Annotated in this window: 27 protein-coding genes and 1 tRNA gene; 11 read left to right on the forward strand and 17 right to left on the reverse strand. The window is 67.1% G+C overall.

Annotation, left to right across the window (positions count from 1 at the left end; genetic code table 11):
• Window positions 1-23: 23 nt before the first annotated feature.
• The 3 genes from AAHH99_RS02530 to AAHH99_RS02540 are packed head-to-tail and all read left to right on the forward strand — an operon-like array spanning window position 24 to window position 2,191.
• Entirely contained in the window at window positions 24-761 is a 738-nt protein-coding gene (locus AAHH99_RS02530; RefSeq protein ID WP_418767251.1) for an Asp/Glu racemase, read from the forward strand.
• 54 nt (window positions 762-815) lie between these two features.
• Entirely contained in the window at window positions 816-1,535 is a 720-nt protein-coding gene (locus AAHH99_RS02535) for a maleate cis-trans isomerase (protein WP_418767252.1), read from the forward strand.
• A complete protein-coding gene (locus AAHH99_RS02540) occupies window positions 1,532-2,191 on the forward strand; it encodes a GntR family transcriptional regulator (RefSeq protein ID WP_418767253.1) in 660 nt (219 codons plus the stop codon). Before AAHH99_RS02535 ends, AAHH99_RS02540 begins: the two co-directional genes overlap by 4 nt.
• A 3-nt stretch (window positions 2,192-2,194) precedes the next feature.
• Here AAHH99_RS02540 and AAHH99_RS02545 read toward each other — a convergent pair whose 3' ends face one another.
• Window positions 2,195-3,655 (reverse strand): NAD-dependent succinate-semialdehyde dehydrogenase, encoded by a 1,461-nt coding sequence (locus tag AAHH99_RS02545; RefSeq protein ID WP_418767254.1) that lies wholly within the window; start codon window positions 3,653-3,655, stop codon window positions 2,195-2,197.
• A 57-nt stretch (window positions 3,656-3,712) separates the two neighbouring features.
• Here AAHH99_RS02545 and AAHH99_RS02550 point away from each other — a divergent pair, with 57 nt between their 5' ends.
• A complete protein-coding gene (locus AAHH99_RS02550) occupies window positions 3,713-4,993 on the forward strand; it encodes an aspartate aminotransferase family protein (RefSeq protein ID WP_418767255.1) in 1,281 nt (426 codons plus the stop codon).
• 1 nt (window position 4,994) lies between these two features.
• Here AAHH99_RS02550 and AAHH99_RS02555 read toward each other — a convergent pair whose 3' ends face one another.
• Window positions 4,995-6,392 (reverse strand): MFS transporter, encoded by a 1,398-nt coding sequence (locus AAHH99_RS02555; RefSeq protein WP_418767256.1) that lies wholly within the window; start codon window positions 6,390-6,392, stop codon window positions 4,995-4,997.
• Window positions 6,393-6,614: 222 nt separating this feature from the next.
• Between AAHH99_RS02555 and AAHH99_RS02560 the strand changes: the two genes are divergently transcribed.
• Both AAHH99_RS02560 and gluQRS read left to right on the forward strand, forming a co-directional pair.
• Complete coding sequence (locus AAHH99_RS02560) at window positions 6,615-6,983, forward strand: hypothetical protein (RefSeq protein WP_064416048.1); 369 nt, start codon at window positions 6,615-6,617, stop codon at window positions 6,981-6,983.
• Window positions 6,984-7,007: 24 nt separating this feature from the next.
• Window positions 7,008-7,877 carry a tRNA glutamyl-Q(34) synthetase GluQRS gene (gene gluQRS, locus AAHH99_RS02565; protein WP_418767257.1) on the forward strand — a complete coding sequence of 290 codons (870 nt, stop codon included), beginning with the start codon at window positions 7,008-7,010 and terminating at the stop codon, window positions 7,875-7,877.
• Window positions 7,878-7,958: 81 nt separating this feature from the next.
• Here the strand turns inward: gluQRS and AAHH99_RS02570 are convergent, their stop codons facing one another.
• From AAHH99_RS02570 to tgt, 3 genes are all read right to left on the reverse strand, one after another.
• Window positions 7,959-9,275 carry an acetyl-CoA hydrolase/transferase family protein gene (locus tag AAHH99_RS02570; protein ID WP_418767258.1) on the reverse strand — a complete coding sequence of 439 codons (1,317 nt, stop codon included), beginning with the start codon at window positions 9,273-9,275 and terminating at the stop codon, window positions 7,959-7,961.
• Window positions 9,276-9,353: 78 nt separating this feature from the next.
• On the reverse strand, window positions 9,354-10,559 hold the full coding sequence (locus AAHH99_RS02575) for a saccharopine dehydrogenase family protein (protein WP_418767259.1): 1,206 nt from the start codon (window positions 10,557-10,559) through the stop codon (window positions 9,354-9,356).
• Window positions 10,560-10,647: 88 nt separating this feature from the next.
• Window positions 10,648-11,925 (reverse strand): tRNA guanosine(34) transglycosylase Tgt, encoded by a 1,278-nt coding sequence (tgt, locus tag AAHH99_RS02580; protein ID WP_418767260.1) that lies wholly within the window; start codon window positions 11,923-11,925, stop codon window positions 10,648-10,650.
• A gap of 17 nt (window positions 11,926-11,942) precedes the next feature.
• Between tgt and AAHH99_RS02585 the strand changes: the two genes are divergently transcribed.
• A complete protein-coding gene (locus AAHH99_RS02585; RefSeq protein WP_418767261.1) occupies window positions 11,943-12,404 on the forward strand; it encodes a lipoprotein LpqH in 462 nt (153 codons plus the stop codon).
• Between the two features lie 118 nt (window positions 12,405-12,522).
• Window positions 12,523-12,987: a lipoprotein LpqH gene (locus AAHH99_RS02590; protein WP_418767262.1), complete on the forward strand. Its 465-nt coding sequence runs from the start codon at window positions 12,523-12,525 to the stop codon at window positions 12,985-12,987.
• Window positions 12,988-13,041: 54 nt separating this feature from the next.
• Here AAHH99_RS02590 and AAHH99_RS02595 read toward each other — a convergent pair whose 3' ends face one another.
• Window positions 13,042-13,380, reverse strand: a complete 339-nt coding sequence (locus AAHH99_RS02595) for a DUF732 domain-containing protein (RefSeq protein WP_064394833.1) — start codon at window positions 13,378-13,380, stop codon at window positions 13,042-13,044.
• 57 nt (window positions 13,381-13,437) lie between these two features.
• Between AAHH99_RS02595 and AAHH99_RS02600 the strand changes: the two genes are divergently transcribed.
• Window positions 13,438-13,809 (forward strand): hypothetical protein, encoded by a 372-nt coding sequence (locus AAHH99_RS02600; RefSeq protein WP_418767263.1) that lies wholly within the window; start codon window positions 13,438-13,440, stop codon window positions 13,807-13,809.
• A 132-nt stretch (window positions 13,810-13,941) separates the two neighbouring features.
• Entirely contained in the window at window positions 13,942-14,391 is a 450-nt protein-coding gene (locus tag AAHH99_RS02605) for an ATP-binding protein (RefSeq protein ID WP_418767264.1), read from the forward strand.
• Here the strand turns inward: AAHH99_RS02605 and AAHH99_RS02610 are convergent.
• From AAHH99_RS02610 to AAHH99_RS02635, 6 genes are all read right to left on the reverse strand, one after another.
• Complete coding sequence (locus AAHH99_RS02610) at window positions 14,364-14,804, reverse strand: response regulator (RefSeq protein WP_064394836.1); 441 nt, start codon at window positions 14,802-14,804, stop codon at window positions 14,364-14,366. The genes AAHH99_RS02605 and AAHH99_RS02610 overlap by 28 nt on opposite strands.
• Complete coding sequence (locus tag AAHH99_RS02615) at window positions 14,801-16,372, reverse strand: sensor histidine kinase (RefSeq protein WP_418767265.1); 1,572 nt, start codon at window positions 16,370-16,372, stop codon at window positions 14,801-14,803. Before AAHH99_RS02615 ends, AAHH99_RS02610 begins: the two co-directional genes overlap by 4 nt.
• Window positions 16,369-17,580, reverse strand: coding sequence for a PP2C family protein-serine/threonine phosphatase (locus AAHH99_RS02620; RefSeq protein ID WP_418767266.1), 1,212 nt, complete (start codon window positions 17,578-17,580; stop codon window positions 16,369-16,371). The genes AAHH99_RS02615 and AAHH99_RS02620 overlap by 4 nt, the downstream gene beginning before the upstream one ends.
• An 84-nt stretch (window positions 17,581-17,664) precedes the next feature.
• Window positions 17,665-17,755, reverse strand: a tRNA-Ser gene (locus tag AAHH99_RS02625).
• A 29-nt stretch (window positions 17,756-17,784) separates the two neighbouring features.
• Window positions 17,785-18,252, reverse strand: coding sequence for a nucleoside deaminase (locus tag AAHH99_RS02630; protein WP_418767267.1), 468 nt, complete (start codon window positions 18,250-18,252; stop codon window positions 17,785-17,787).
• Entirely contained in the window at window positions 18,253-18,774 is a 522-nt protein-coding gene (locus AAHH99_RS02635; protein WP_418767268.1) for a tRNA adenosine deaminase-associated protein, read from the reverse strand. It abuts the gene before it with no gap.
• Between the two features lie 124 nt (window positions 18,775-18,898).
• Here AAHH99_RS02635 and AAHH99_RS02640 point away from each other — a divergent pair, with 124 nt between their 5' ends.
• A complete protein-coding gene (locus AAHH99_RS02640) occupies window positions 18,899-19,858 on the forward strand; it encodes a prephenate dehydrogenase (RefSeq protein WP_418767269.1) in 960 nt (319 codons plus the stop codon).
• Here AAHH99_RS02640 and AAHH99_RS02645 read toward each other — a convergent pair.
• From AAHH99_RS02645 to AAHH99_RS02665, 5 genes are read right to left on the reverse strand one after another with little or no spacing between them, the layout of a single operon-like run.
• The gene (locus tag AAHH99_RS02645) at window positions 19,821-20,411 is read right to left on the reverse strand and encodes a putative glycolipid-binding domain-containing protein (protein ID WP_418767270.1); all 591 of its coding nucleotides are present in this window, start codon (window positions 20,409-20,411) and stop codon (window positions 19,821-19,823) included. The two genes, AAHH99_RS02640 and AAHH99_RS02645, sit on opposite strands and share 38 nt — an antisense overlap.
• Window positions 20,412-20,413: 2 nt before the next feature.
• Window positions 20,414-21,214 carry an ABC transporter permease gene (locus AAHH99_RS02650; protein WP_418767580.1) on the reverse strand — a complete coding sequence of 267 codons (801 nt, stop codon included), beginning with the start codon at window positions 21,212-21,214 and terminating at the stop codon, window positions 20,414-20,416.
• An 8-nt stretch (window positions 21,215-21,222) separates the two neighbouring features.
• Complete coding sequence (locus tag AAHH99_RS02655) at window positions 21,223-21,897, reverse strand: ABC transporter permease (RefSeq protein WP_418767271.1); 675 nt, start codon at window positions 21,895-21,897, stop codon at window positions 21,223-21,225.
• A gap of 3 nt (window positions 21,898-21,900) precedes the next feature.
• Window positions 21,901-23,010 (reverse strand): ABC transporter ATP-binding protein, encoded by a 1,110-nt coding sequence (locus AAHH99_RS02660; RefSeq protein ID WP_418767272.1) that lies wholly within the window; start codon window positions 23,008-23,010, stop codon window positions 21,901-21,903.
• Entirely contained in the window at window positions 23,007-23,960 is a 954-nt protein-coding gene (locus AAHH99_RS02665) for an ABC transporter substrate-binding protein (protein ID WP_418767273.1), read from the reverse strand. Before AAHH99_RS02665 ends, AAHH99_RS02660 begins: the two co-directional genes overlap by 4 nt.
• Window positions 23,961-24,008 lie beyond the last annotated feature (48 nt).

Here is a 24,008-nt window from a genome sequence, read left to right on the forward strand (position 1 = left end):
TCATCGGGCCTCACACTGTGCAAATGAGGATCGGGGAATTGGTGCCGCCCCCACCATTGCAGCAGGTAGGCATAGGCGTCGTAACACCATATGACTTCGCGCTCGACCGGGAACTCTGGCGTTGGGTACCCGACGACGTCAGCCTGTACGTGACCCGGCTCAGATACGCCCCCCTGCCGGTGACCGTCGACATGGCGGTGCACATATCCGACCCCGAACACGTGATCGCGGGCGCGGCGAACGTGCTGGCGGTCTCCCCGCTCGTCACCGCGTACGCGTGTACCGCTGGCAGCTTCGTCAAGGGGATGGCCGGAGAGGCCGCCCTGGTGGCGGCGATGCGGGCGGCCGGCGCCCCAGCTGCGGTGACCACCAGCGGCTCGATGCTCGAAGCGCTGCGACACCTCGGCGTCGGGCGTGTCGCAACCGTCACCCCGTACACCTCGGACCTGACGATCGGGTTGACGAGCTATCTCATGGAGGCCGGTATCGAGGTCGTGGCCACCTCCGGACTGGGTCTGACCTCGCAGATCTGGTCGGTGCCGTATGCGCGAACCGCCGACTTGGTCCGCACCACCGACGTCGCGGATGCCGAGGCCATCGTCATCAGTTGCACGAACCTGCCCACCTACGATCTGATCGCCGATCTCGAGGCCGAGTTGCAGAAACCGGTGGTCACGGCCAACCAGGTGACCATGTGGGCGGCGCTGCGCGTGGCCGGGCGCAAAGGCGTGGGAGCGGGACAGCGCCTGTTCGAGGCGTAGTCGCCGACGCGCCGGTTGTTAACATTGTCGACAATCTGCCATCGAAAGGGCGTCATGGCGACCGTAGGACTGCTCTATCCGGGGCACAGCGCCGAGGACGACTTCCCCGCGCTCGAGGGCCGGGTCGACGGGGAACTGCACCTGCCCGTGGTCATCACCTCGGTCGGTGAGGATGCGCACCGGGTTGACGCGCTGCTGGACCTCGGGGGTGACGAACGACTGGCCGACGGTGTGCGCCAGCTCGCCGAGGCCCGCCCGCAGGCGGTGATGTGGGCGTGCACGTCGGGCAGCTTCGTATTCGGTCCCCAGGGTGCGCGTAAACAAGCCGCGAAAGTTGCTGCAGCTGCGGGTGTTCCGGCATCGTCCACCTCGATCGCGTTCGTCGACGCGCTGCGCCATCTCGGCATCCGGCGTGTCGCGGTGGCCGCGTCGTACCCGCACGACGTCGCCGAACACTTCGTGCGGTTCCTTGCCGCCGACGGCATCGAGGTGGTGGCGATGGGCAGCCACGGCATCATCACCGCTGCCGAAGTCGGCACCCTGGAGCCGCAGCGGGTGGAGCAGATGGTCACCGCTGCCGATCACCCGGACGCGCAAGCGGTGTTGGTCCCCGACACCGCGATGCACACGCTGGCGATCATCGACCGCCTCGAAGCCGCGGTCGGCAAACCGGTGCTGACCGCCAATCAGGTGACGGTGTGGAAGGGCCTGCAACTCGCCGGAGCGGTGCCCGCGATCGCGGGCCTGGGCAGACTGTTCGAGGAGCGGCTGTGACCGAGTTCCTCGCGCCGGTGGAACAGGAGTCCACGCCGAGCATCGTCGCCGACAAGCTACGACAGGCGATCGCGCACGGCGAGCTGGCCCCGGGCACCCAGCTGATCGAGGCCGACCTGGCCCGCAAGCTCGGCGTCAGCCGCGGACCACTGCGCGAGGGGATGCAGCGGCTGACCCAGGAGGGTCTGCTGATCGCCATCCGCAACCGCGGGGTGTTCGTGATCGACATGACGCCCGAGGTGGCCTCCGACATGTACCTTGCGCGCGAAGCGATCGAGCGCGCCGCAACCCGCCGAATTCTGCAGGGCGACTACGCGTCTGCCGGCGACGAACTGCTGGCGATCGTCGAGGAGATGGCCGCGGCCGCCGACGTCGAGGAGGGCAGCGAGGCCGACATACGGTTCCACGAGCGCCTTGTCGAACTCGCGGGCAGCGAGCGGCTGTCGCGGATGCACCAGACCTATCTCGTGGAGACACGGATGTGCGTGCACGCGCTGGCGGACACCTACGACAACCCCAGCGACCGGATTGCCGAGCACCATGCGTTGGCCAGCGCGATCAGGGCCGGTGACGTGCCGCTGTCCGACAAGCTGCTGATCGCTCACATGGAGGATGCGGTCGACCGGCTGGTCGTGCGGGTCTCGCGCGGCGCCTGAACCTCACGCCAGAGCGATGCCGACGTACTTGGTTTCCAGGAACTCGTCGATGCCCACCGAACCGCCTTCGCGGCCGAGCCCGGACTGCTTGACGCCGCCGAACGGCGCGGCGGGGTTGGACACCACGCCCTGATTCAGGCCGACCATCCCGGTCTCCAACGCCTCGGCGACCCGCAACGCCCGCCGCAGATCATTGGTGAAAACGTAAGCCACCAAGCCGTATTCGGTGTCGTTGGCGGCGGCGACGACGTCGTCCTCGGTCTCGAACGGCGTCAGCGGCGCGACCGGGCCGAAGATCTCCTCACCCGACATCCTCGCGTCGCGGGGGACACCGGTCAGCACGGTCGGTGAGTAGAAGTAGCCGTCACCCGAAACCGCCGCGCCGCCCGTCAACACGCGCGCGCCGCGACCCACCGCGTCGTCGACCAGAGCCTGCACCTTGTGCAGTGCGGCGTCGTCGACCAGCGGCCCGACCTTGACCCCGTCCTCGGTGCCCCGGCCCACGCTCAACGCCGCCATCCGCCCGGCCAACCGGCGCCCGAACTCGTCGATCACCGAGGCGTGCACGAAGATTCGGTTCGCCGCCGTGCACGCCTCTCCCATGTTGCGCATCTTGGCCGCCATCGCCCCGTCGACCGCCTCGTCGAGATCGGCGTCGGCGAACACGATGAACGGTGCGTTGCCACCGAGTTCCATCGAAGTCCGCAACACCTTCTCTGCGCACTGCTCGAGCAGAATCCGGCCCACCCTGGTCGACCCCGTGAACGACAGCTTGCGCGCCAGCCCCGAGCGGATCAGCGGTTCCATCACCGCGTTCGCGTCCACCGCAGTGATGCAATTGACGGCACCGGCAGGCACACCCGCTTCGTCGAGGATGCCCATCAGGGCCAACATCGTGAGCGGGGTCTGGTGTGCCGGCTTGATCACGCTGGTGCAACCGGCGGCGATCGCCGGTCCCAGCTTGCGGGTGCCCATCGCCATCGGGAAGTTCCACGGGGTGATCAGCAGGCAGGGCCCGACGGGCTGACGGGCGATGAGGAAACGGGCACCACCTGCGGGTGCGGTCTGATAACCGCCGTCGATCCGGGTGGCCTCTTCAGCGAAATGCCGGAAAAACTCAGCAGCGTAAGCGATTTCACCTCGGGCCTCGGCGAGGGGTTTGCCCATCTCCAGCGTCATCAACAGCGCCAGGTCGTCGACGCGGGCGTGCAGTAACTGGAATGCGGCCATCAACATGTCGGCGCGGGCCCGCGGCGGTGTCGCCGCGAACTCGCGCTGGGCCGCGACCGCCGCATCGAGTGCCGCGCGGGCGTCGGCGGGCTTGGCATCAGCGACCGCGCACAGCGCCTGCCCCGTGGCCGGGTCCACGACGTCGAAGGTGCGCCCTCCGCTCGCATCGATCCACTTGCCGTCGACGAACAGTCGCTTGTCCACCGCCTCGATCACGTGCCGTTCGCGATCCACCACGCCTCCCTGCGTCGGATTGTTGACAATCTACAGTGCACCGCTGACGATCATGGCATGAACTCGGTCTCCGAAGCCCCGCAACTCTCGTCGATCCTCAAGCAGGCGACCGGCGTCGTCGCCAGCCGCGGCGAAGGGGTGCTGCTCTACGACGAACGGGACCGCCCCTACCTCGACTTCACCGCCGGCATCGGGGTGACCAGTACCGGACACTGTCATCCGCGGGTGGTGGAGGCCGCCCAGCGCCAGGTCGCCACGCTGATCCACGGTCAGTACACGACGGTCATGCACCGGCCGCTGCTCACCCTGGTGGAACGGCTGGGAGAGGTGTTGCCGCCCGGGCTCGACCGGTTGTTCTTCGCCAACTCCGGAAGCGAGGCGGTGGAAGCTGCGCTGCGACTGTCCCGTCAGGCCACCGGCCGGCCGAACGTCATCGTCTTCCATGGTGGGTTTCACGGTCGCACCGTCGCGGCGGCCTCGATGACCACCTCCGGCACCAAGTTCCGCTCCGGCTTCGCGCCGTTGATGGCCGGAGTTCATGTCGCGCCGTTTCCGGACCCCGCCCACTTCGGCTGGCCGGTCGAGCAGGCCACCGATTTCGCTCTGGCACAACTGGACTACCTGCTGCAGACGATCAGCGCACCCGCCGACACCGCGGCGTTCTTCGTCGAACCCGTGCTCGGCGAGGGCGGCTACGTGCCCGCCAATGAGCGCTTCTTCGCCGGGTTGCGCGAGCGCGCCGACGCTCACGGCATCCTGCTGGTCGTCGACGAGGTGCAGACCGGCTTCGGGCGCACCGGCCGGTTCTGGGGCAGTCAACACTTCTTCAGTGATTCTGGCGTTCGCGCGGACATCCTGATCACCGCCAAGGGCCTCGCGTCGGGCTTTCCGCTGTCGGGCATCGCGGCGCCGGCGGCGTTGATGGAGCGGGCATGGCCGGGTTCCCAAGGCGGTACCTACGGCGCCAACGCGGTGGCGTGCGCAGCGGCCGTGGCCACGCTCGACGTGATCGCCGACGAGCGACTGGTCGACAACGCCGCCGAACGCGGGGCGCAGTTGCGCGAGGCGTTGCAGACCGTTGGCGACAAGTTCGACGCGATCACCGACGTGCGCGGTCTCGGGCTGATGCTCGGCACCGAATTCCGTGACGCCGCAGGAAGACCCGACGGGGCGACGGCCCTGGCAGTCCAGCAGGAGGCCGCCCGGCGCGGCCTGCTGCTGTTGACCTGCGGCGCCTGGGGACAGGTCGTCAGGTTCATCCCCGCGCTCGTCGTGACCGCCGGGCAGATCGACGAGGCGGCGGACGTCTGGTCGGACGCGGTTAACGCCGTCCTGTGACTCAGCGACTGGGCTCGAGCTCGTAGTCCAGCTGCGGCGGCGCTTCCTCCGTCCCGGGTATCTCGGTGCCGTTGATTGGACAGCGCGCGGTCTCGGGCACCTTGATCAGTGCGATCGCGCCGATGACGCATGCGGCCATCATGTAGAAGGCGGGCATCAGGTTGTTGCCGGTCTCGACCACCATCCAGTCGTTGAGCGCCGGGGCGGTGCCCCCGAAGAGCGCCGTCGAGACGTTGTAGGCGATCGCGAACCCCGCGTACCGCACCTGAGTGGGGAACATCGCGGGGAAGGTCGCCGAGATGGTGGCCAGCTGCGGGACGTAGAGCAGGCCCAGCACGGCGTAACCGATGACGGCGCCGAGCACGCTCGTCGACATCAACATGAACATCGGCACGACGCCGACGAACAACCCAATCAGCGAGATCCACCACAACGGCTTACGCCCGAACCTGTCGGAGGCCAGGCCGGCGAACGGCAGGAACACCATCATCGAGAGCATGCCGATGATCGGGACGATCAGCGCCGTGTCGGTGGACAGCCCGATCGCGGTCTCCAGATATGTCGGCATGTAACTCAGCAGCGTGTAGTTCACGACGTTGAGCGCGACGACCAGACCGCCCAGCCGCAGGATCGGTCCCCAGTACCGGACGATCAGGTCCTTGAACTCCGCCCAGACGGTCTTCTCCCGCTCGCCCTCCTGCTCGAGGTCCTTGAAGACCGGTGTCTCGTCGAGCCGGGTGCGCAGGTAGAGGCCGATCAGCCCGAGGGGCGCGGCGATGAGGAACGGCAACCGCCAGCCCCAGGTGTTCATCTGGTCGTCGCCCAGCACCAACGAGAACCCCAGCATCATCAGCGCACCGGCAGAGAATCCTGCCAGCGTGCCGAACTCGAGAAAACTGCCCAGCAGTCCGCGTCGGCGCGCCGGCGCGTACTCCGCCATGAACGTGGCCGCACCGCCGTACTCGCCGCCGGTGGAGAAGCCCTGGATCATGCGCAGCACCACCATCAGCACCGGCGCCCACACTCCGATGGTGTCGTAGGAGGGCACCAGCCCGACGCAGAAGGTGGCGCCGGCCATCAGCAGGATCGTGACCGCCAGCACCTGCCGCCGGCCCAGCCGGTCGCCCAGCGGCCCCCACACGAAGCCGCCCAGGGGCCGGACCAGGAACGACACCGCGAACGTCATCAGCGCCAGTAGCGTCGCCGTGGCGCCGTCACCGGGGAAGATCGCCGCCGAGATGTAGGAGACGCCGTAGGCGTACAGACCATAGTCGAACCATTCGGTGGCATTGCCGATGGCCGACGCCGCGATGGCCTTCTTCACCACGCCCGGCGGTTGGTCCTGCTCGACGGAAGAATGATGCTGATCAGCGGAGTGAGCGGGATCTTCGGCGTCCATGGTTCCCTCGTGTCCGTCGACGCGGCTCCCGGTGCAGTTTCATGCGGCAAGCTCAGTGTGTATCGACACCGCAGGGCCTAGCCGTTGTCTTGTTGATGGTCCAATGCTGAACCCTTCCGTTGATACCCGATGTTCGCTCACTTCGCGTCGGAAGTCACCGAACCGTAACGCTGGCATCTGTGCAACAGTTTCACGAGACCGACGGGTGGGCACTTCTCTGCCATGTCCGTAACCGCATTTCAGGATCTACCGCTGGCTGAGCGGGACCGAGACTGGGACGGCGACGCCGCCGAGAAACGGGTCCGCAAGTGGGCCGACGCGCAGGACGAACCGAACGAGAAGTACCGCAATGCGCACGTCTGGTACGACAGCGACAAGAAGGACAACTTCACCGCCTACAAACTGCTGATCGCCGACGTGATCGGCGACAGTCTGAAGGTCGTGCCCCGCGGGGTGATGGCGGCGGGCGCGATCATGGACGGCGCCCGTGGCGGTATCGATCTGCCGAAGGACGACATCGACCGGGTGAAAAGCCACCTCGCCAAGTACTACAGGAAGATGGGCGACGACCCGCCGTGGGAGCGCCAGTAGCTACCCAGTAGCTACATTGCACGGGTGACCGCCGGCAGGTTCGCCCCGAGCCCCTCGGCGGACCTGCACATCGGAAACCTGCGCACCGCAATCCTCGCCTGGTTGTTCGCCCGCTCCACCGGCCGTCGGTTTGTCATGCGCGTCGACGACCTCGACGACCGCACGTTCGCCGATGTCGGGCGGCGCCAACTTTCCGATTTGGCGACGATCGGGGTGACGTGGGACGTCGTGGAGTGGCAGTCCGAACACCGCTCGCGTTACGACGCCGCGATCGCAGGATTGAAAGGCCGTGACCTGCTCTACGAATGTTATTGCAGCCGAAGGGATATCGCGCAGGCTCCGCGCGCACCGCATGCACCGCAGGGGGCCTACCCGGGCACGTGCCGCGACCTCACCGACGACGAGCGCGCCACGCGGCGGGCCAAAACAGGGCGCCCGCCCGCGCTGCGGTTGCGCACCGACGCGATCGTGCACACCGTTCACGATGTGCTGCACGGCGACTACACCGGCATCGTCGACGACTTCGTAGTGCGCCGCGGAGACGGGGTGCCTGCTTACAACCTCGCGGTCGTTGTCGACGACGCGGCACAGGGCGTCGACCAGGTGGTGCGGGGAGACGATCTGCTGCCCTCGTCGCCGCGGCAGGCGTATCTGGCGCGGATGCTCGGATACGCCGAGCCGGTGTACGCCCACGTTGCGCTGGTGCTCAACGCGGACGGCGCCCGGTTGGCCAAACGCGACGGGGCGGTGACGCTGGCCGAGATCGGCGTGCCGCGGGCGCTCGCCCAGATCAGCGAATCGTTGGGCTGGCGGGCTCGGGACGTCGAGGGCATGCTCGCCGAGTTCGATCCGGCCGCGCTTCCGCGGACACCGTGGATCTATCGGCCCGACTAGATCCTGTGCGAGGGACCGCTTATGTACGGCGCTGCGCGGCGTGTCGCGGGCAGACGCGGTCGCTCGCGGGAAGGAAGGACATCAGGCGACGGGCGAGCGTCCCTTCGACACACGTTCGGCCGCCGCGAGAAGGTCGTCGCGGAACTGCGGATGCGCGATCGCGGCGAGCGCCTCACCGCGTTCGCGGACGGTCGCGCCCTCTAGCTCCGCGGCGCCGTACTCGGTGACGATCACGTCGACATGGTGTCGCGGCGTGGTGATCACCGCGCCAGGCCCGAACCACGGCACGATCCGCGAATGCAGTTGTCCGTTCTTCTCATACGTCGACGGCAGACAGATCAGCGAGCGGTCCGACAATTCGAGACCGGTGCCGGCGACGAAATCCTCTGCACCGCCGACACCGCTGAACTGGTTGCCGTCGATGGTGTCGGCGACGACCTGACCGCCGATGTCGATCGCGAGCGCGCCGTTGATGGACACCATCTCGTGGTTGGCGGCGATCACCTCGGGTGCGTTGACGATCTCCACCGGCAGGAACGCGACGTCGTGGTTGCCGTCGAGCCAGGTGTACAGATCCGCCGAGCCGAACGCGAACGTCGTCACGCTCACGCCGTCGTAGATGCCCTTGCCGGTGTTGGTGACCTTGCCCGCACGATGCAGTTGCATACAGCCGTCGGTGAACATCTCGCTGTGCAAACCGTATTCGCCGCCGTCGCCCTCGGCCAGCAACGCCGCGATCTGGCTGGGGATCGAACCGATTCCCGTCTGCAACGTCGCGCCGGGCCGGATGAAGGCGACGGCGTGCCGCGCGATCGCGACATCGGCCTGGGTGGGGGCCGCGCCCGGAAGTGAGAGCGGCGCGTCGGCCGAGTGCACGAGGATGTCGATCTCGTCGACGTGCAACGCGTGCCGGTGCTCGTCGCCGAGCCCGAACGTGCGCGGGTAGGCCGAGGATGTCTCGACGATCAGCATGCGATCGGGATCGGCTCCGGCGCGGTGCAATTCGTTGACCGTGCCACCGGCGTGCAGGGCCAGCGAGCACCAGCCGTCGGCGTCCGGCGGTGTGGCGACGGTCGTCATCACCCGCGGAGACTGGCGTTCGAGCAGCGGGCCGAAGCGGCGAAAGTCCGCCGGCGCGAACTCGACATCGGCGTCTGAGTCCCGCAGGGCCCGTTCGAGCGGACCGTAGAAACCCGACAGATAGCGCACGCCGGGGCGGGCGAACAGTTCGGTGCCGACCGCCAGCAGCGCCCCGTAGACGCGAAGGTTCGTCCAGTCGTCGCGTTCGCCCAGCGCGCGCAGGAACGCCGGCGGTTGGCCCGGACCCAGCGGTATGCCCAATGTGTCGTCGGTCGCGAGTCGCGCGGCGGCCTGCACGGCGGTGAGCTCGATCGGCATGGCGAGAACCTACCGCGCCGAGTGTGGGATCGACACACACTCACCGGCCTCGACGCGTGCGGGTAACCCACGTTCGCGCTACAACTCTTTATGGCCCCACGGCGAGCCGTAGGCCCTCAACAGGTCCAGGAACGGCACCGCATCGAAGGCCTCCGGGCCCAGCACACCGCTGCCGCTCCAGGTGCCGTTGGCCAGAAGCTCAAGTGCGACAACCGGATTGATCGCCGTCTGCCAGACCACGCACTGATGCCCGTATTCGGCCATCGACCATTCGTTGTCGACGACGTGGTACAGGTAGGTCGAGCGGGGGTTGCCGTCCTTGCCGGTTCCCGTCACCCACAGCCCAGCGCAGGTCTTTCCACGCATCTTCGGCCCGAGCGTGGCGGGATTGGGCAGGCATGCCGCCACCACGTCGCGGGGGCTCACCTCGACTCCCCCGACCGTCACCTTCTCGGTGCGGTCGAGCCCGAGCTTGTGCAGGGTCTTGAGCACGTCGATGAATTCGTTTCCGAGCCCGTACTTGAATGTCGCGCGTTTGCATTTGACCCAGCGCGGCATCAGCAGCACCTCTTCGTGCTCGACGTTCACGCACTCGACCGGGCCGATACCGTCGGGAAAGTCGAAAACCTCTGGCTCGCTGAAGGGTTCGGTGGTGAACCAACCCCGGTCGGCCTCCCAGATCACCGGAGGGTTGAGACACTCCTCGATGGTGGTCCAGATCGAGAACGACGGCGCGAAGTCGTAACCGTCGACGGTCAGGTTCGACCCGTCGCGGGTACCGAGCTCATCGATCTCGGCGAACAGGTGGTCGGCGGCGTAGCGCGCGAACACGTCCGACAGCCCAGGCTCGACACCGATGCCCACCAACGCCAGCCGGCCGGCGTCGCGCCAGCGCTCCTCTGCGGCGAACTGCTCGTCGCCCAGCTTGACCCCGGTGAGCGCGTACGGCTGCTCCGGGTGGCGCCGCGACAGGCTCATCGCCAAGTCGAGGTAATCGGCGCCGCCGGCCAGCGCGCCGTCGAAGATCGGCATCACGAATCGCGGATCGACCGCGTTCATCACATGGGTGATCCGGTGGGTGCGAACCAGGTCGGCGACGGCGTCGGCGGAGGTGGCGTCGACCCGCGCGGAGACGAACCGCGCATCGCCCACCGCGTCGGCGGCCTGCCGGGCCCGGTCCTCGTCGTAGTCGGCGACGACGAGCGTGTCGAAGAAGTCGCGTCGCGTCGCGATCGAGCAGAAGGCCGCGCCCACTCCGCCGGCGCCGATCAGCAGAATCCGCATGCGCTAGACGCTATCCCGCCGAGAGTGGCCTTGATGCACGCTCCGACACCCGACAGCGTGCGGGTAACCCACGTTCGCGCCATGAGTGTCAGGGCGTTCGTGTCGCGTAGTACCGGCCCAGCACGTCGGCGCGCAACTCGTCGAACTCACCCGTTTCGATGGCCGCGCGGATGCGGTCGACCAGCCGCACCACGAACCGCTCATTGTGGATGGTGCACAGCGTCGCCGACAGGATCTCCTTGGCCTTGAACAGGTGGTGAATGTAGGCCTTGGTGTAGTGGGCGCAGGTGTAGCAGTCGCAGTCGGCGTCGATCGGGGTGAAGTCCCGACGAAACCGAGCGTTGGTGATGTTGGAGCGACCGGTCGTCGAGTACACCGCGGCGTTGCGGGCGACCCGCGACGGAGACACGCAGTCGAACGTGTCGGCGCCCGCGGCGATCGCGTCGAACAGATCGTCGGGCTCGCTGATGCCCAGCAGGTGGCGGGGCTTGTCGGCGGGCAGTTCGTCGACCACCCATCCGACGATCGTGGCGAGGTTCTGTTTCTCCAGGGCGCCGCCGATGCCGTAACCGTCGAATTCGAGGCCCTCGGCGGGCCCCGCCTGTGCGCCGATCTTGACCAGACCGCGGGCGGCCTGTCTGCGCAGATCCTCGTACTGGGCGCCCTGCACGACACCGAACAACGCCTGCTCGGGCTTGTCCGGCCGCGCCTCTCGCTGCCGCCGGTGCTCGGTCAGACAGCGCACCGCCCAGTCGTGCGTCCGCTGCACCGACCGCTCCTGGTATCCGCGGGTGTTGACCAGAGTGGTCAGCTCGTCGAAAGCGAAGATGATGTCCGCGCCGAGCTGATGTTGGATCCGGATCGACACCTCGGGAGTGAACCGGTGCGTGGACCCGTCCAGATGCGATCGGAACGTCACCCCGTCGTCGTCGACGTTGGCCAGTCGCTCCTTGCCTTCGGCGATGATGTCGTCGGCCTGGACGCGCTCGGCGTCCATCGCCAGCACTTTGCGAAAGCCCGCGCCCAGCGACAACACCTGGAAGCCGCCGCTGTCGGTGAACGTCGGACCCGGCCAGTTCATGAACGCCGACAATCCCCCGGCCTCGTCGACGATGTCCGGGCCGGGTTGCAGGTACAGGTGATAGGCGTTCGCCAGAAGAGCCTGCGCACCAAGTTCTTTCATGGTTTCCGGCAGCACCGCCTTGACGGTCGCCTGCGTGCCGACGGGAATGAACGCCGGGGTTCTGATCTCACCGTGCGGGGTGCGGATGACGCCGGCGCGGCCGGCCCGGCCGGGCAGTTGGGCCGTCACGCTGAAAAACGGGGCCGACGACTCTTTCGGAGCGGGAGATTTCGGCACGGCCACGCCGTAGATTCTGCACTGTGAGAAATCGGTGGGTGCCGACGTGTTGTGCCGCCGCGATCGTGCTGGCGCCGGCCGCATGTTCGAGCAGTCCCGCGGATTACACACCGCCGAAGGGCGAACTGGTCGCGGGCACGGCGCAGGTCACGGTCAACGGCAACGACGAGGGCACGACCGACGCGGTGCAGTGCGACACGACGGGATACCTCACCACCATCACCACGGGCGACGAGAGGTCCGGAGTCACCGCGATGGTCTCGAACCAGGAAGCCCTGACCGTCGAGTCGGTCAGGATCAACAACATCGGCGGATTCACCGGCAGCTACACGGCCGGGGTGGGCGCCACGTCCGATCCGGCGGACATTGCCCAGGTTTCCATGACGGGCCGGACCTACGACATCTCAGGTGAAGCCGACGGCTTCAACACCGATAACCCCAGCTTCCGGGCCAACGGTACTTTCAGCATCCAGGTGTCCTGCTGAGCAGTCACTGGGGCGGATGATCAATTTTTGCCAGAAACGCTGTTGGCCGGTTGCCGCGAACCCATACTGCTTTCGGATGATCCGATCTTGACGGGTCACACACACAAAGGAGAACAGGGTGAAGCGTGGTTTCGTGGTCGCCATCGGCGGCGCGGCGATTGTCATCGCCGGTCTATCCGGCTGTTCCTCGGGTGAGAAGAAGTCCGAAACTTCGGGTGAGACATCGACCGCCGCAGCGGCCGAGGGCAAGACCACCGTCACGATCGACGGTCAAGATCAAGCCGTCCAGGGCACCGTTGTGTGCAGTGACATGGGCGGGAACACGAACATCGCGATCGGCGACGCCACCACCGGCATCGGAGCGGTCGTCAGCTCCGGCGACGAGCCGACCGTGCAGTCGGTCGGACTGGGCAACGTCAACGGCGTGACGCTCGGCTACCAGAGCGGTGCGGGTCAGGGCGAGGCCAAGGCCGAGAAGGACGGTAAGACGTACAAGATCAGCGGTACCGCCACGGGCGTCGACATGGCCAACCCGCTGCAACCGGTCAACAAGCCTTTCGAGATCGAGGTCACCTGCCCGTAGGCAGACCATCGAGCGTGAGAGAAGGCGGCGTCCCGACAGGGACGCCGCCGTTTTTCATCCGGTGTAGCCAGCGGCCGACTGGCGCAACTGCCAGATCTGTGCCGGGCACAGCTCGTTGACCGCCTGGTTGATCAGGTAGGCGCCCTGATACTTGTCGGTCGTGTGGAAGTCGGCGGTCACCTGGTCCACCAGCTGGCCGTAGCTCATCTTGCCCGCCACCCGGTCGCAGATCGTCCTGCCGTAGCCGAGGGCGGCGTCGGCGTTGGGGAAGTTGTATCCCGGACGTACATGCACGTTGACCAGATACGCGACCGCATCGGCATTGGCCGTCGGAGCGGAGATCAACGCAGCCGCGCCCGCGGCGGCGACCAGGGTAACCATCACCGGCTTCATGGCTTAAGAGCCTATTCCGTGTCCATCGTCGATGCGGGGCACTTAGGCTAGCCACCTATGAGGCTCATGGCTGCAGCTGCGCTCGCGTGCGGATTCGTCGCCGCACCGCTGATGACCGCCGCGAATGCGCCGGCGTCCCCCGGCTACTGCGACGGCGCCGACTGTGTTCCGTACGTCGACCGGAGCGCGGTGGAGGGCACGCACTGCGTGCAGAACACCCGCTACAACTTCGGGATCGACGCCTCGGGCAACACGCTGGCGTGCAACTCGCGCAGCACCTGGGTCTCGTCGCCACCGCTGGTCGGCATCCGCACCAACCGTCTGCCGTGCGGGGATGCGACCGGAGTGGCCCAGACCCCCGACGGCATCCCGCTGAGCTGCAAACAGGGTGCGTGGACACCCGACTATCAGGTGATCTTCTACGACTGACGGCCATCGGTACGCGCACCGGGTCGCATTTCGTCGTCCGCGTGTGTGATCTGCGCCTCGCTATTGTTTTGAGACCCAAGCGGATGCGTGCCATACGTGAGGAATCGGGGCAAGCGGGGTACAACCACGGGCGTGGTGATCGATGTGCGTCTGCGGCCGGCAGACCCCCTGAGGATCGAGGTCCCGGCCACCGCGGATCGACTGGCACAGATTCGCCGCAGTTTGGCCGGGTGGATGGAACCGATCGGCGTGCCCGACGACGTGAGCGCCGACATCGTGCTCGCGGTCAACGAGGCCGCTACCAACTGCGTCGAACATGCTTACCAGGACTCCCCCGAAGGGGAGATGGTGGTCGAAGCGGCCGTCGAGGACGGGCGGATAGTGGTCTGTGTCTCCGATCACGGACAGTGGCGAACGCCCAGCACGGAGCCGACGACCCGCGGGCGCGGCCTTCCGATCATCCGCGCGGTCGGCAACGGTGTGGAGGTCAGGAAATCGACCTCGGGCACCACCGTGCGCATCGACTTCGACGTGACCGACGACCAACGCGGCGGTCAGGAGTTGGGCAGCCGAACCACCTGAACGAAGAACTCGTCGATCTGACGGACGGCGTTCATGAACTGATCGAGATCGACAGGCTTGGTGACATACGCGTTGGCGTGCAGTTTGTAGCTGCGCAGGATGTCTTCCTCCGCCGATGAAGTGGTGAGCACCACCACGGGAATGTGGCTGAGTTCGGCGTCGGACTTGATCTGCTCGAGCAACTGCCTGCCGTCGTACTTCGGCAGGTTCAGGTCGAGCAGAATCAGGTCGGGCCGCGGCGCGTCGGCGTACTTGCCTCGGCGGTAAAGGAAGTCGAGCCCCTCCTCGCCGTCGTGCGCGACGTGCAGAGTGTTCTTGATCTTGTTGTGCTCGAATGCTTCTCGGGTGATCAGCTCGTCACCCGGGTCGTCCTCGACGAGCAGCACGTCGATCGCCCGGCCGTCCAGTGTCATGCAGTTGATCCTTCCATTTCGGCCGCTACGGGCTCGTCGACGACGCAGGGAATGGTGAAGCGGAACCTGGTGCCCTCGGTGTGGCCGGTGTCGATCCAGATGTTACCGCCGTGGTGCTCGACGATCTTCTTGCACAGCGCCAGGCCGATACCCGTCCCGGTGTAGATCTCACGGCCGTGCAGGCGCTGGAAGATCACGAATACCTTCTCGGCGAACTCCTCGGGAATGCCGATCCCGTTGTCGGTGACCGTGAAGAGCCACGCGCCCTCGCGGGTCCCCTCGCCGACCGCGCAGTCGATGACGATCCGCGGCGCGGCGTCGGGCCGACGGAACTTCACCGCGTTGCCGATCAGGTTCTGCCACAGCATCGTCAGCAGCGTCGGGTCGCCCTTGACGGTGGGCAGCGGCTCTCCGGTGCGGACCACCTCGGCGCCGGATTCCTCGATCGAGGCGGCCAAGTTGTCGATCGCGTCGGCCAGCACGGCATCGAGGTCGACGTCGGCTTCGGTCGAGCTGAGCCTGCCGACGCGGGAGAAGGTGAGCAGGTCGTTGATCAGCACCTGCATGCGCTTGGCGCCGTCGACCGCGAAGCGGATGTATTCGGCGCCGCGCTCGTCGAGCTTGTCGCCGTAGCGCTTTTCGATCAGCTGGCAGAACGAGGCCACCTTGCGCAGCGGCTCCTGCAGGTCGTGCGAGGCCACGTAGGCGAACTGTTCGAGTTCGGCGTTCGACCGTTGCAGCTCCAGCGCCTGCTCGCCCAGTTGCTCCCTTGCCGACCGCGACGCCGCCAGCTCGTCGACGATGCGCTGCCGCATGTCCTCCACATCCGAGGCGATCATTTGAATGTCTCGTGGGCCGCGCACCGAAATCTTCTCGTCGAAGTTGCCCTCGGTGATCCTGCGGCACGAGGCGGCGAGCCGCTCGAGCGGCCGCGTGACGGCCTTGCGCACCAATACCGCCAGCACGATACCGGCGACGAAGAACGCCACGATGATCGTGATCAGCAGGGTGTCTCGCCAGGTCTGCACCGCGGCGAGCTCGTCGACCGCATCCTGGCGCGCCTTTGACAGGTCGCGGTTCTGGGTGTCGAACAGCGCGCGCAACGCGTCGAACCCCTGTTTGCCCCGTTCGGCGGTGGCGGCGTCCAGAACTTTCGGCGCGCCGGGCGTCACCGAGTCGATCAGCGGCTCGGCGTACGTCGAGCGCCACTCGGCCGCGGCCTTTTCGATCGCTTCCAGGTCGCTGATGAGCTTCTCCCGGTGGCCGATTCCCTCGCGGATCTGCCGCACCGCCTCATTTTCGACCTGCTGGCCCTCGAAGTAGGGATCGAGGAATTGGAGATCGGCGGCGATCGCGTAACCGCGGACTGCCGTCTCCTGATCGCGAAGGGCCGCCTGCAGCTGATACGCCGCCACGCGCGCGGGCTGGATACCGAAGTTCAGCTCGCGCGAGACCTCGTCGGTCCGGTTCAACAGCAGCGCACCCACGATCGCGCCGCCGATGACCACCACGCCCATCAAGGACAGCACGAGGTTCTGCCACCCCTGGACGGTGAGGCGACCTCTCATCCGGTGATCGTCCGCTCCACCCGCACCACCGCGATGTCGTCGCTGATACCGCCGACCGATTGCGCGCGGCGCTCGACGTCGTCGATCAGGGCGGTGACGAACTCGCGGCCAGGCAGGTGCGCATAGCCCCTGGCCACTTCGAGCAGGCCTGCCTCGCCGAGGCGTTCGGTTCCTTGCCCGGAGCGCCCCTCGAACAATCCGTCGGTGAGAAGCACCAGGCCGTGATCGGGCGGCAGATCGAATCTGTTCAGCGGCCACTCACGTCCGTAGAGCCCCAAAGCCGGACCCACCTTCGGCTCCAGCCACTCCACCGTGTTGGGCCCATGGACCAGCATGCCGGGATGGCCGGCCGACACGACATCGAATCCCAAACCGTCTGGGGACATCGCCACGCTGATGACCGTCGCGAAAATGCTCGATCCCGGGCGCTCGGTGCTCAGGATCCGCTCCAGCTGGGTCATCCGGTTGTTTCCGCGCAAACCGGCGAAGGTCAACGCGCGCCAACCGATTCGCAACGCTACGCCGAGCGCGGCCTCGTCGGGTCCATGACCAGCCACGTCGCCGACCATGACGTGCACGGTGCCGTCCTGCGTCTGGATGAAATCGTAGAAGTCACCGCCGAGCAGAGTGTGCTGACGGCTGGGACGATACTCCGCGATGATGTCGACCGTCGGCGGGTCGAGTAGCAACGGCGACGGCAGCAATCCACGCTCCAGGCGGGCGTTCTCCATGGCGCGCATCTCGCTGGCGTGCAGTTCCACCGACGTCAGCTCGGCGCGTTTGCGTTCCACGGCGTAGAGCAGCGCGCGGCGCAGCGTCTCCGGTTCGACGCGGCCCTTGACGAGATAGTCCTGAGCGCCCGCCGCAACGGCGGAAATGCCGAAGTGCTCGTCGTTGAGACCGGTCAACACGACGACCGGCATCGTGATGTCACGTCGGGCGATCCGATCGAGGGCCTTCATGCCGTCGGCGTCCGGAAGGTTCAGGTCGAGCAGCACGCAGTCGGGGCGGGAGACCTCCAGATGCTTTTCGGCATCGTCCATCGACGACGCCCACACGACCCGAATGGTGGAGTCGGCGTCGGCGATCAACTCCTCGACAAGAATCGCGTCGCCGCGGTCGTCCTCGACGAGGAGGACGAAGAACGGGCGCAACGCCGTACCACCACCGGCCGAGGCCCACGGATCCTGGTCATGAAGCGCGCGCATATACCAATTCTCTCGGGTTGGTCACCGCGGTCGCCTCGACCTCTGCTTCAGTGACAGATCCTGACAATAACGCCTGAATCGTTGTGGCGGTGGCGGAGGGATTTGAACCCTCGGACGGGGGTTACCCGTCACACGCTTTCGAGGCGTGCTCCTTAGGCCGCTCGGACACGCCACCGTGTGGCAGCTTACCGGGCGCACACCGGTCTACTCCAATCGCTGCCGGGAGAAGAACGCCTCCAGCGGCGCCGCGCATTCGTCGCCCAGCACGCCGCCGCGCACCTGGGGGCGGTGTGTCAGCCGCCGGTCGCGCACCACATCCCACAGCGATCCGACAGCCCCCGTCTTGGGTTCCCAGACGCCGAACACCACCCGCGCCACCCGCGCCATCACCAGCGCGCCCGCGCACATGGTGCAGGGTTCGACGGTGACCGCCAACGTGGTCCCCTCCAACCGCCAACCGTCGCCGAGCACCGCCGCGGCGGCCCGGATCGCGAGGATCTCGGCGTGCGCGGTCGGGTCGCCGAGCGCTTCGCGCTTATTGGCGGCGCGCGCCAGTTCGGTGCCGTCGGCGGAGACGACGACCGCCCCGATGGGCACGTCGCGCGGACCGGCGGTGCGGGCAGCCGCGAGGGCGGCGCGGATCAGCGCCTCGTCATCGGGCGTCGTGCGCAATCACCGACCCATCCGGTCGAGTACGGCCGACAACTCGTCGGCGAAGCCCATCTCGCGCGCGATCCGGCCGAGCTGTTCGTCGGCGTAGAGGTCGGACTCGTCGAGAATGACGCCGAGCACGGCCTCGGGCAGCCCGATGTCGGAGAGCAGACCCAGGTCGCCCTCCTCGAACGGTTCGGCCTCCTCGAGTTCCTCGGGCTCGATGTCGGCGTCGAGCATCTCCAAGGCTTCGGCGGCGATGTCGTAGTCCAGCGCGGCGGTGGCATCCGACAGGAACAGCCGCGCGCCAGAGGGGGCGGGGCGCACGATGACGAAGAACTCGTCGTCGATGTCCAGCAGCCCGAACACCGCTCCCGCGCTGCGGATTTCGCGTAACTCCCGCTCGGCGTCGGTAAGGCTGGTCAGGGCAGCCCTGCGCATCGGCGCGCATCGCCACTTGCCGTCCTCACGGACGACAGCGACGCCGAAGCCGTCGGGAGTGTCCGTGGACTGCTCCCGCGCTTGTGCACGCTGTGCTCCCATGTCGGCCTACGGTAGTCGCCGACCATGCCCTTTTCCATGTCCTTAACGCGCCCGCACCCCCCTTTTCCAGTATCGACGCCGATCCTGACGTGGTCGACCGCGATCGGTATGCCAACCTTGACGGGTGACCAACACCCCGGTTTGCGTGCTCGGCCTCGGCCTGATCGGTGGGTCGGTCATGCGCGCAGCGACGGCCGCCGGGCGCGAGGTGTTCGGTTACAACCGGTCACTGGAAGGCGTCCAAGCGGCGACCGCCGACGGGTTCGACGCCACCGAGGACCTCGACGCCGCGCTGAAGCGGGCGGCGGCCGATAACGCGCTGATCGTGTTGGCGGTGCCGGTACCCGCCCTGGGCCAGATGCTGGGCCACATTCGCGACACCGCCCCGGACTGTCCGCTGACCGATGTGATAAGCGTGAAAGCCACTGTGCTGCAAGAGGTCCAGACATACGGTCTGCTCGAGCGATTCGTCGGCGGTCACCCGATGGCGGGCACCGCGCACTCGGGTTGGGCGGCGGGCGACGCCCGGTTGTTCGTCGACGCGCCGTGGGTCGTCTGCGTCGACGATCATGTCGACCCGCAGGTGTGGACGCTGGTCATGAACCTGGCGCTGGACTGCGGCGCGGTCGTCGTCCCTGCCCGCTCAGATGAACACGACGCGGCCGCCGCGACGATCTCTCATCTGCCCCACCTGCTGGCCGAGGCGCTCGCAGCCACCGCCGGGGAGGTACCGCTGGCGTTCGCGCTGGCGGCCGGCTCGTTCCGCGACGGCACCCGCGTGGCCGCCACCGCGCCGGACCTGGTGCGGGCGATGTGCGAGGCCAATGCCGACGAACTGCTGCCGGTGTTGGACCGCACGCTGGAACTGCTCACCGACGCCCGCGATGCGCTCGCCGCGCGCAGACCCCTGACCGAGCTCATCGACTCCGGGCACGCCGCCAGGATTCGCTACGACAGCTTCGACAGGCCGGGGATCGTCACGATCGTCGTCGGTGAAGAACAGTGGCGCGAGGAACTGGCCGCGGCGGGCCGCGCCGGCGGGGTGATCAGATCCGCTCTGCCAACCCTGGATAGTCGAGGATGAACCCGTCCGAGTCGACGCTGATTGTGGTGTCGGCGACGGGCGTATGCAGCTTGATGCCGTCTTCGGCGCTGCTGTAGCTGATCACCGCCGTCTCCACCGACAGTTCCGGCAGTCGCACATACACCACCGGGCAGCTGATCGAATCCGACCGCTGGTAGAGGCCCGTACGCCGAATCGGCAGGGCGTTGAAAAACGGGCTGAAGATCACGTCGACGTCCAGCGCGCCGTCGTAGGCGGCGCGGCGCGTCTCCCCGGTGTGCTGCTGAACCAGCCACATGTTCTCTTCGTCGCGGGCGATCGACAGCTGCCGCTCGCGCTCGGCGAGTGTGACGGTCATGGACAGCCGTTTGGTACCGCCGGCCTCATCGGTCACCAAGTCGTAGGAAGCGGAGAACGCCGGGTGAAAGGGCGTCGCGGCGGCGACGATCCTGCCGTAGGCCTTGATGCGGTTGCCCGAGACATGCACCCGGACCGATTCCATTCGCGGGACGTCGTGCGCCCGCCAAGTCAGGATCGCCGGCCATGTCTTCTCGGAGCCGCCTGCTTCACTCACCCCTATACCGTATGCGAAGGGTCCCCTCGTTGGTAACGTGCTGGGCCGTTGCTTTTTCGGCCGCGCTGTGATGTTGCGCGGGGACGGGATTCGAGAACGACTTCGTCGCCGAGAAACGGCTGGGGCATGCGCCGACGGCTTCGCAGTCGCCCGGTTCCCGGCACCGAGGCCCACACCGCGAACGCGAGCGCGGCGTCGAGCAGCAACGCCAGCGCCGTCACCATTAGCGCGCCGACCAAGGCCAGATGGAACTCGCGCACCTTGATGCCGTCGATCAGGTAGCGGCCCAGCCCGCCGAGACTGGCGTATGCGGCGACGGTTGCGGTGGCCACGATCTGCAGCGTGGCGGTCCGCAGTCCGCCCAGGAGCAACGGCATCGCGATCGGCGTCTCCACCCGCAGCAGGATGCGTCGTTCGGTCATGCCCATCGAGCGGGCGGCGTCGACGACCGTGCGGTCCACGTTGGCGATGCCTGCATAGGTGCCCGCCAGCAGCGGTGGAATGCCCAGCAGCATGAGCGCGACGGTCGGGGGTACCAGCCCGAGCCCCCACAGCAACACACCGAGCAGCAGCACACCCAGCGTGGGCAGCGCGCGCAGCGCATTGACACCGGTGACCACGATGAAGGTTCCGCGGCCGGTGTGTCCGATCAACATGCCGACCGGAATGGCGATGAGCGCCGAGAAGAACAGCGCGAGCACCGTGTACTCGAGGTGTTCTACGGTGCGGGCGAGCAACCCGGCGGGCCCACTCCAGTTGGCCGTGGTGAACAGATAGGACATCGCCTCCTGCAGAAACGCCATCGGACCCGTCACGACGCTGCCTTGAGCCTGCGCCACACCGGCACACCGCGGGTCGCGCGCGTCCACGGTGTGAGTGCCTTACCGACCAGCATGATCAGGGTGTCGATGACGATCGCGAGCACGAAGATCGCGATGATGCCCGCGATGATCTGATCGCTCTTGTTCGCCTGGTAGCCCTCGGTGAACCAGGTGCCCAGCCCGCCGATGCCGATAACCGATCCGACCGCGACCATCGAGATGTTGGTGACCGCGACCACGCGCAAGCTGGCGATCAGGACCGGAACCGCCAGGGGCAGTTCGACTTTAACCATCCTCGTCAGGGGTCGGTATCCGACCGCCGTCGCGGCGTCGCGCACCGTCGGCGACACCGCGTCAAGCGCCTCCGGCACCGCCCGCACCAGCAGGGCGACGGTGTAGAGCGTCAGCGCCACGATCACGTTCGCCTCGTCGAGGATGCGTGTGGGGATGATCAGCGGCAGGACGACGAACAGCGCCAGCGACGGGATGGTGAAGACAATGCTGGCGGTGATCGTGGTCAGGCGCCGCACCGTGGTGGTGCGCTGGACCGCGGCGCCAACCGGTACTGCGATGATCAGGCCGAGCACGATGGGGATCAGCGACAGGCGCAGATGGATCACCGTCAGCGCCCAGAGGTCGTCGAGGTGCGTGAGCAGATAGCGCATCCGCTAGCCCAACTCCGGGACCCGGCGTTGCTTGTCGAGTTCGACCAGCACGTCGTCGGCCCTCACCCCGCCGATCAGCCGGCCGTCGTCGTCGACGGCGACCCCCATCCCGCTAGGCGAGGACAGCGCGGCGTCGAGCGCGTTGCGCAGCGTCCCGTCGGGCCGGAACAGTGAACCACCGGCGATCGTGCTGTCGTAGAGCGACTTTCCGGCGCGGCGCAGGGCCACACCGTCAACGTTGATCCAGGCGAACGGTTTCCGGTCGTCCTTGGTGACCAGCCTCCAATCACCGGGCCCCAACTCCAGCGCTTCGACATCGCCTTCGTCGACGTGGCCGATGTCGTGCAGCGGCAGCCCCGACGTGTGGAAGAACTGCAGGCTGCGGTATCCACGGTCGGCGCCGACGAACGCGGCCACCTCCTCGTTGGCCGGATTGGACAGGACGAACGACGGTTCGCCGTACTGCTGCAGCACCCCGCCGCGGCCGAACACCGCGACGCGATCGCCGAGCTTGACCGCCTCGTCGATGTCGTGGGTGACGAAGACGATGGTCTTGCGCAGTTCGCTTTGCAGACGGGCGATCTCGGCCTGCAGCTCCTCCCGCACGACGGGGTCGACTGCGCTGAACGGTTCGTCCATCAGCATGATCGGCGGGTCGGCGGCGAGCGCCCGCGCCACCCCGACACGCTGTTGTTGACCACCGGACAGTTGCGCCGGGTAGCGGTCGGCGAGCTTGACGTCCAGGCCGACCCGTTCCATCACCTCGAGTGCGGATCGCCGTGCGCTGCGCCGTGATTCACCCTGCAACACCGGGACGGTGGCGACGTTGTCGACCACCCGCAGGTGCGGCATGAGGCCCGCGCTCTGGATCACATAGCCGATGCCGAGCCTCAGCTTGACCGGGTCAACCTTGGTGACGTCGCGTCCGTCGACGGTCAGGGTGCCCGAGGTGGGCTCGATCATCCGGTTGATCATCCGCATGGACGTGGTCTTGCCGCAGCCCGACGGGCCGACGAAGACCGTCAACGTTCCCTCGGGCACCTCGAGGGTGAGATCGTCGACCGCGACGGTGCCGTCCGGGTAACGCTTGGTGACGTTTGAGAACTCGATCACTTCTGCACCGGTTTGTCGAATCCGTTCTCCGCGATCCACTTCTGCGCCGCTTCGTCCGGGTCGATGCCGCGGTTTCCCTCGACCGAGGTGTTGAGCTCGATCAAAGCCTCGGTGGTCAGCTTCGCACTGACCGCGTCGAGCACCGTCTTGAGTTCGGTGGACATCTTCTGCGACGCAACCAGCGGCACGACATTGGCCGCGAGGAACACGTTCTCGGGATCTTCGAGCACGACGAGATTGTTCTGCTCGATCGCCGGTGACGTGCTGAAGATGTTGGCGGCGGTGATCGCCCCGCTGGTGAGCGCCTGCACGGTCGCCGGCCCGCCACCGTCGCTGATGGCGACGAAGTTCGCCGGTGCGATGTCGAGCCCATACCGTTCCTCGAGCCCCACCAGGCCGGTGACCCGCGTCTGAAACTCCGATGGCCCACCGACTTTCACTTCCGGCGAGTGCTCGGCGAGGTCGCCGATGGTCTTGAGGTTCCACCGCTGCGCGGTCGCCTCGGTCACCGCCAGGGTGTCCTTGTCCTCGGCCGGAGACGGATACAGGATCGACAGATCACCGGGCAGCACCTTGAGCAGTGCGAGCAGGACGGCGTCGGGGGTGGTGGCGGTGGTGTCCTCGTCGAAGTACTGCAGCAGGTTGCCCGTGTATTCACCGATCAGGTCGATCGAGTGGTCTTGCACGGCGGGGATGTAGGTCTCACGGCTGCCGATCCCGAACTGTCGACGCACCGTGAAGCCGTTGGCCTCCAGCGTCTGGGCGTAGATCTCGGCGATGATCTTGGACTCCGTGAAGTCTGCCGACCCCACCGCGATCGTCTTGAGGTCACCGGAGATCTCGCCGCCGCCGAGCGGGTTCGAGCTGCCGCAGGCCGTGCTCATCAGGAGCGCGAGAACCATCACCGCCACGGCGAACGGCACGCGCCGGCGTCGCGGCATCGAGGTCATGATTTCGACAGTATCGGCATCGCCGCAGCTACGCGCGGTTTGTCCGGC

Origin of the sequence: Mycobacterium neumannii, assembly GCF_048452905.1 — a bacterium.
GTDB classification, from domain to species: Bacteria; Actinomycetota; Actinomycetes; order Mycobacteriales; family Mycobacteriaceae; genus Mycobacterium; species Mycobacterium neumannii_B.

Bases quoted from the DNA above. Each gene is read 5' to 3' on its own strand.
- AAHH99_RS02530 (WP_418767251.1), top strand. From the start codon at position 24: ATGAGGATCGGGGAATTGGTGCCGCCCCCACCATTGCAGCAGGTAGGC.
- AAHH99_RS02535 (WP_418767252.1), top strand. From the start codon at position 816: ATGGCGACCGTAGGACTGCTCTATCCGGGGCACAGCGCCGAGGACGAC.
- AAHH99_RS02550 (WP_418767255.1), top strand. From the start codon at position 3,713: ATGAACTCGGTCTCCGAAGCCCCGCAACTCTCGTCGATCCTCAAGCAG.
- AAHH99_RS02555 (WP_418767256.1), bottom strand. From the start codon at position 6,392: ATGGACGCCGAAGATCCCGCTCACTCCGCTGATCAGCATCATTCTTCC.
- AAHH99_RS02560 (WP_064416048.1), top strand. From the start codon at position 6,615: ATGTCCGTAACCGCATTTCAGGATCTACCGCTGGCTGAGCGGGACCGA.
- AAHH99_RS02570 (WP_418767258.1), bottom strand. From the start codon at position 9,275: ATGCCGATCGAGCTCACCGCCGTGCAGGCCGCCGCGCGACTCGCGACC.
- AAHH99_RS02575 (WP_418767259.1), bottom strand. From the start codon at position 10,559: ATGCGGATTCTGCTGATCGGCGCCGGCGGAGTGGGCGCGGCCTTCTGC.
- AAHH99_RS02595 (WP_064394833.1), bottom strand. From the start codon at position 13,380: ATGAAGCCGGTGATGGTTACCCTGGTCGCCGCCGCGGGCGCGGCTGCG.
- AAHH99_RS02600 (WP_418767263.1), top strand. From the start codon at position 13,438: ATGAGGCTCATGGCTGCAGCTGCGCTCGCGTGCGGATTCGTCGCCGCA.
- AAHH99_RS02610 (WP_064394836.1), bottom strand. From the start codon at position 14,804: ATGACACTGGACGGCCGGGCGATCGACGTGCTGCTCGTCGAGGACGAC.
- AAHH99_RS02615 (WP_418767265.1), bottom strand. From the start codon at position 16,372: ATGAGAGGTCGCCTCACCGTCCAGGGGTGGCAGAACCTCGTGCTGTCC.
- AAHH99_RS02620 (WP_418767266.1), bottom strand. From the start codon at position 17,580: ATGCGCGCGCTTCATGACCAGGATCCGTGGGCCTCGGCCGGTGGTGGT.
- AAHH99_RS02635 (WP_418767268.1), bottom strand. From the start codon at position 18,774: ATGGGAGCACAGCGTGCACAAGCGCGGGAGCAGTCCACGGACACTCCC.
- AAHH99_RS02650 (WP_418767580.1), bottom strand. From the start codon at position 21,214: ATGGCGTTTCTGCAGGAGGCGATGTCCTATCTGTTCACCACGGCCAAC.
- AAHH99_RS02655 (WP_418767271.1), bottom strand. From the start codon at position 21,897: ATGCGCTATCTGCTCACGCACCTCGACGACCTCTGGGCGCTGACGGTG.
- AAHH99_RS02665 (WP_418767273.1), bottom strand. From the start codon at position 23,960: ATGACCTCGATGCCGCGACGCCGGCGCGTGCCGTTCGCCGTGGCGGTG.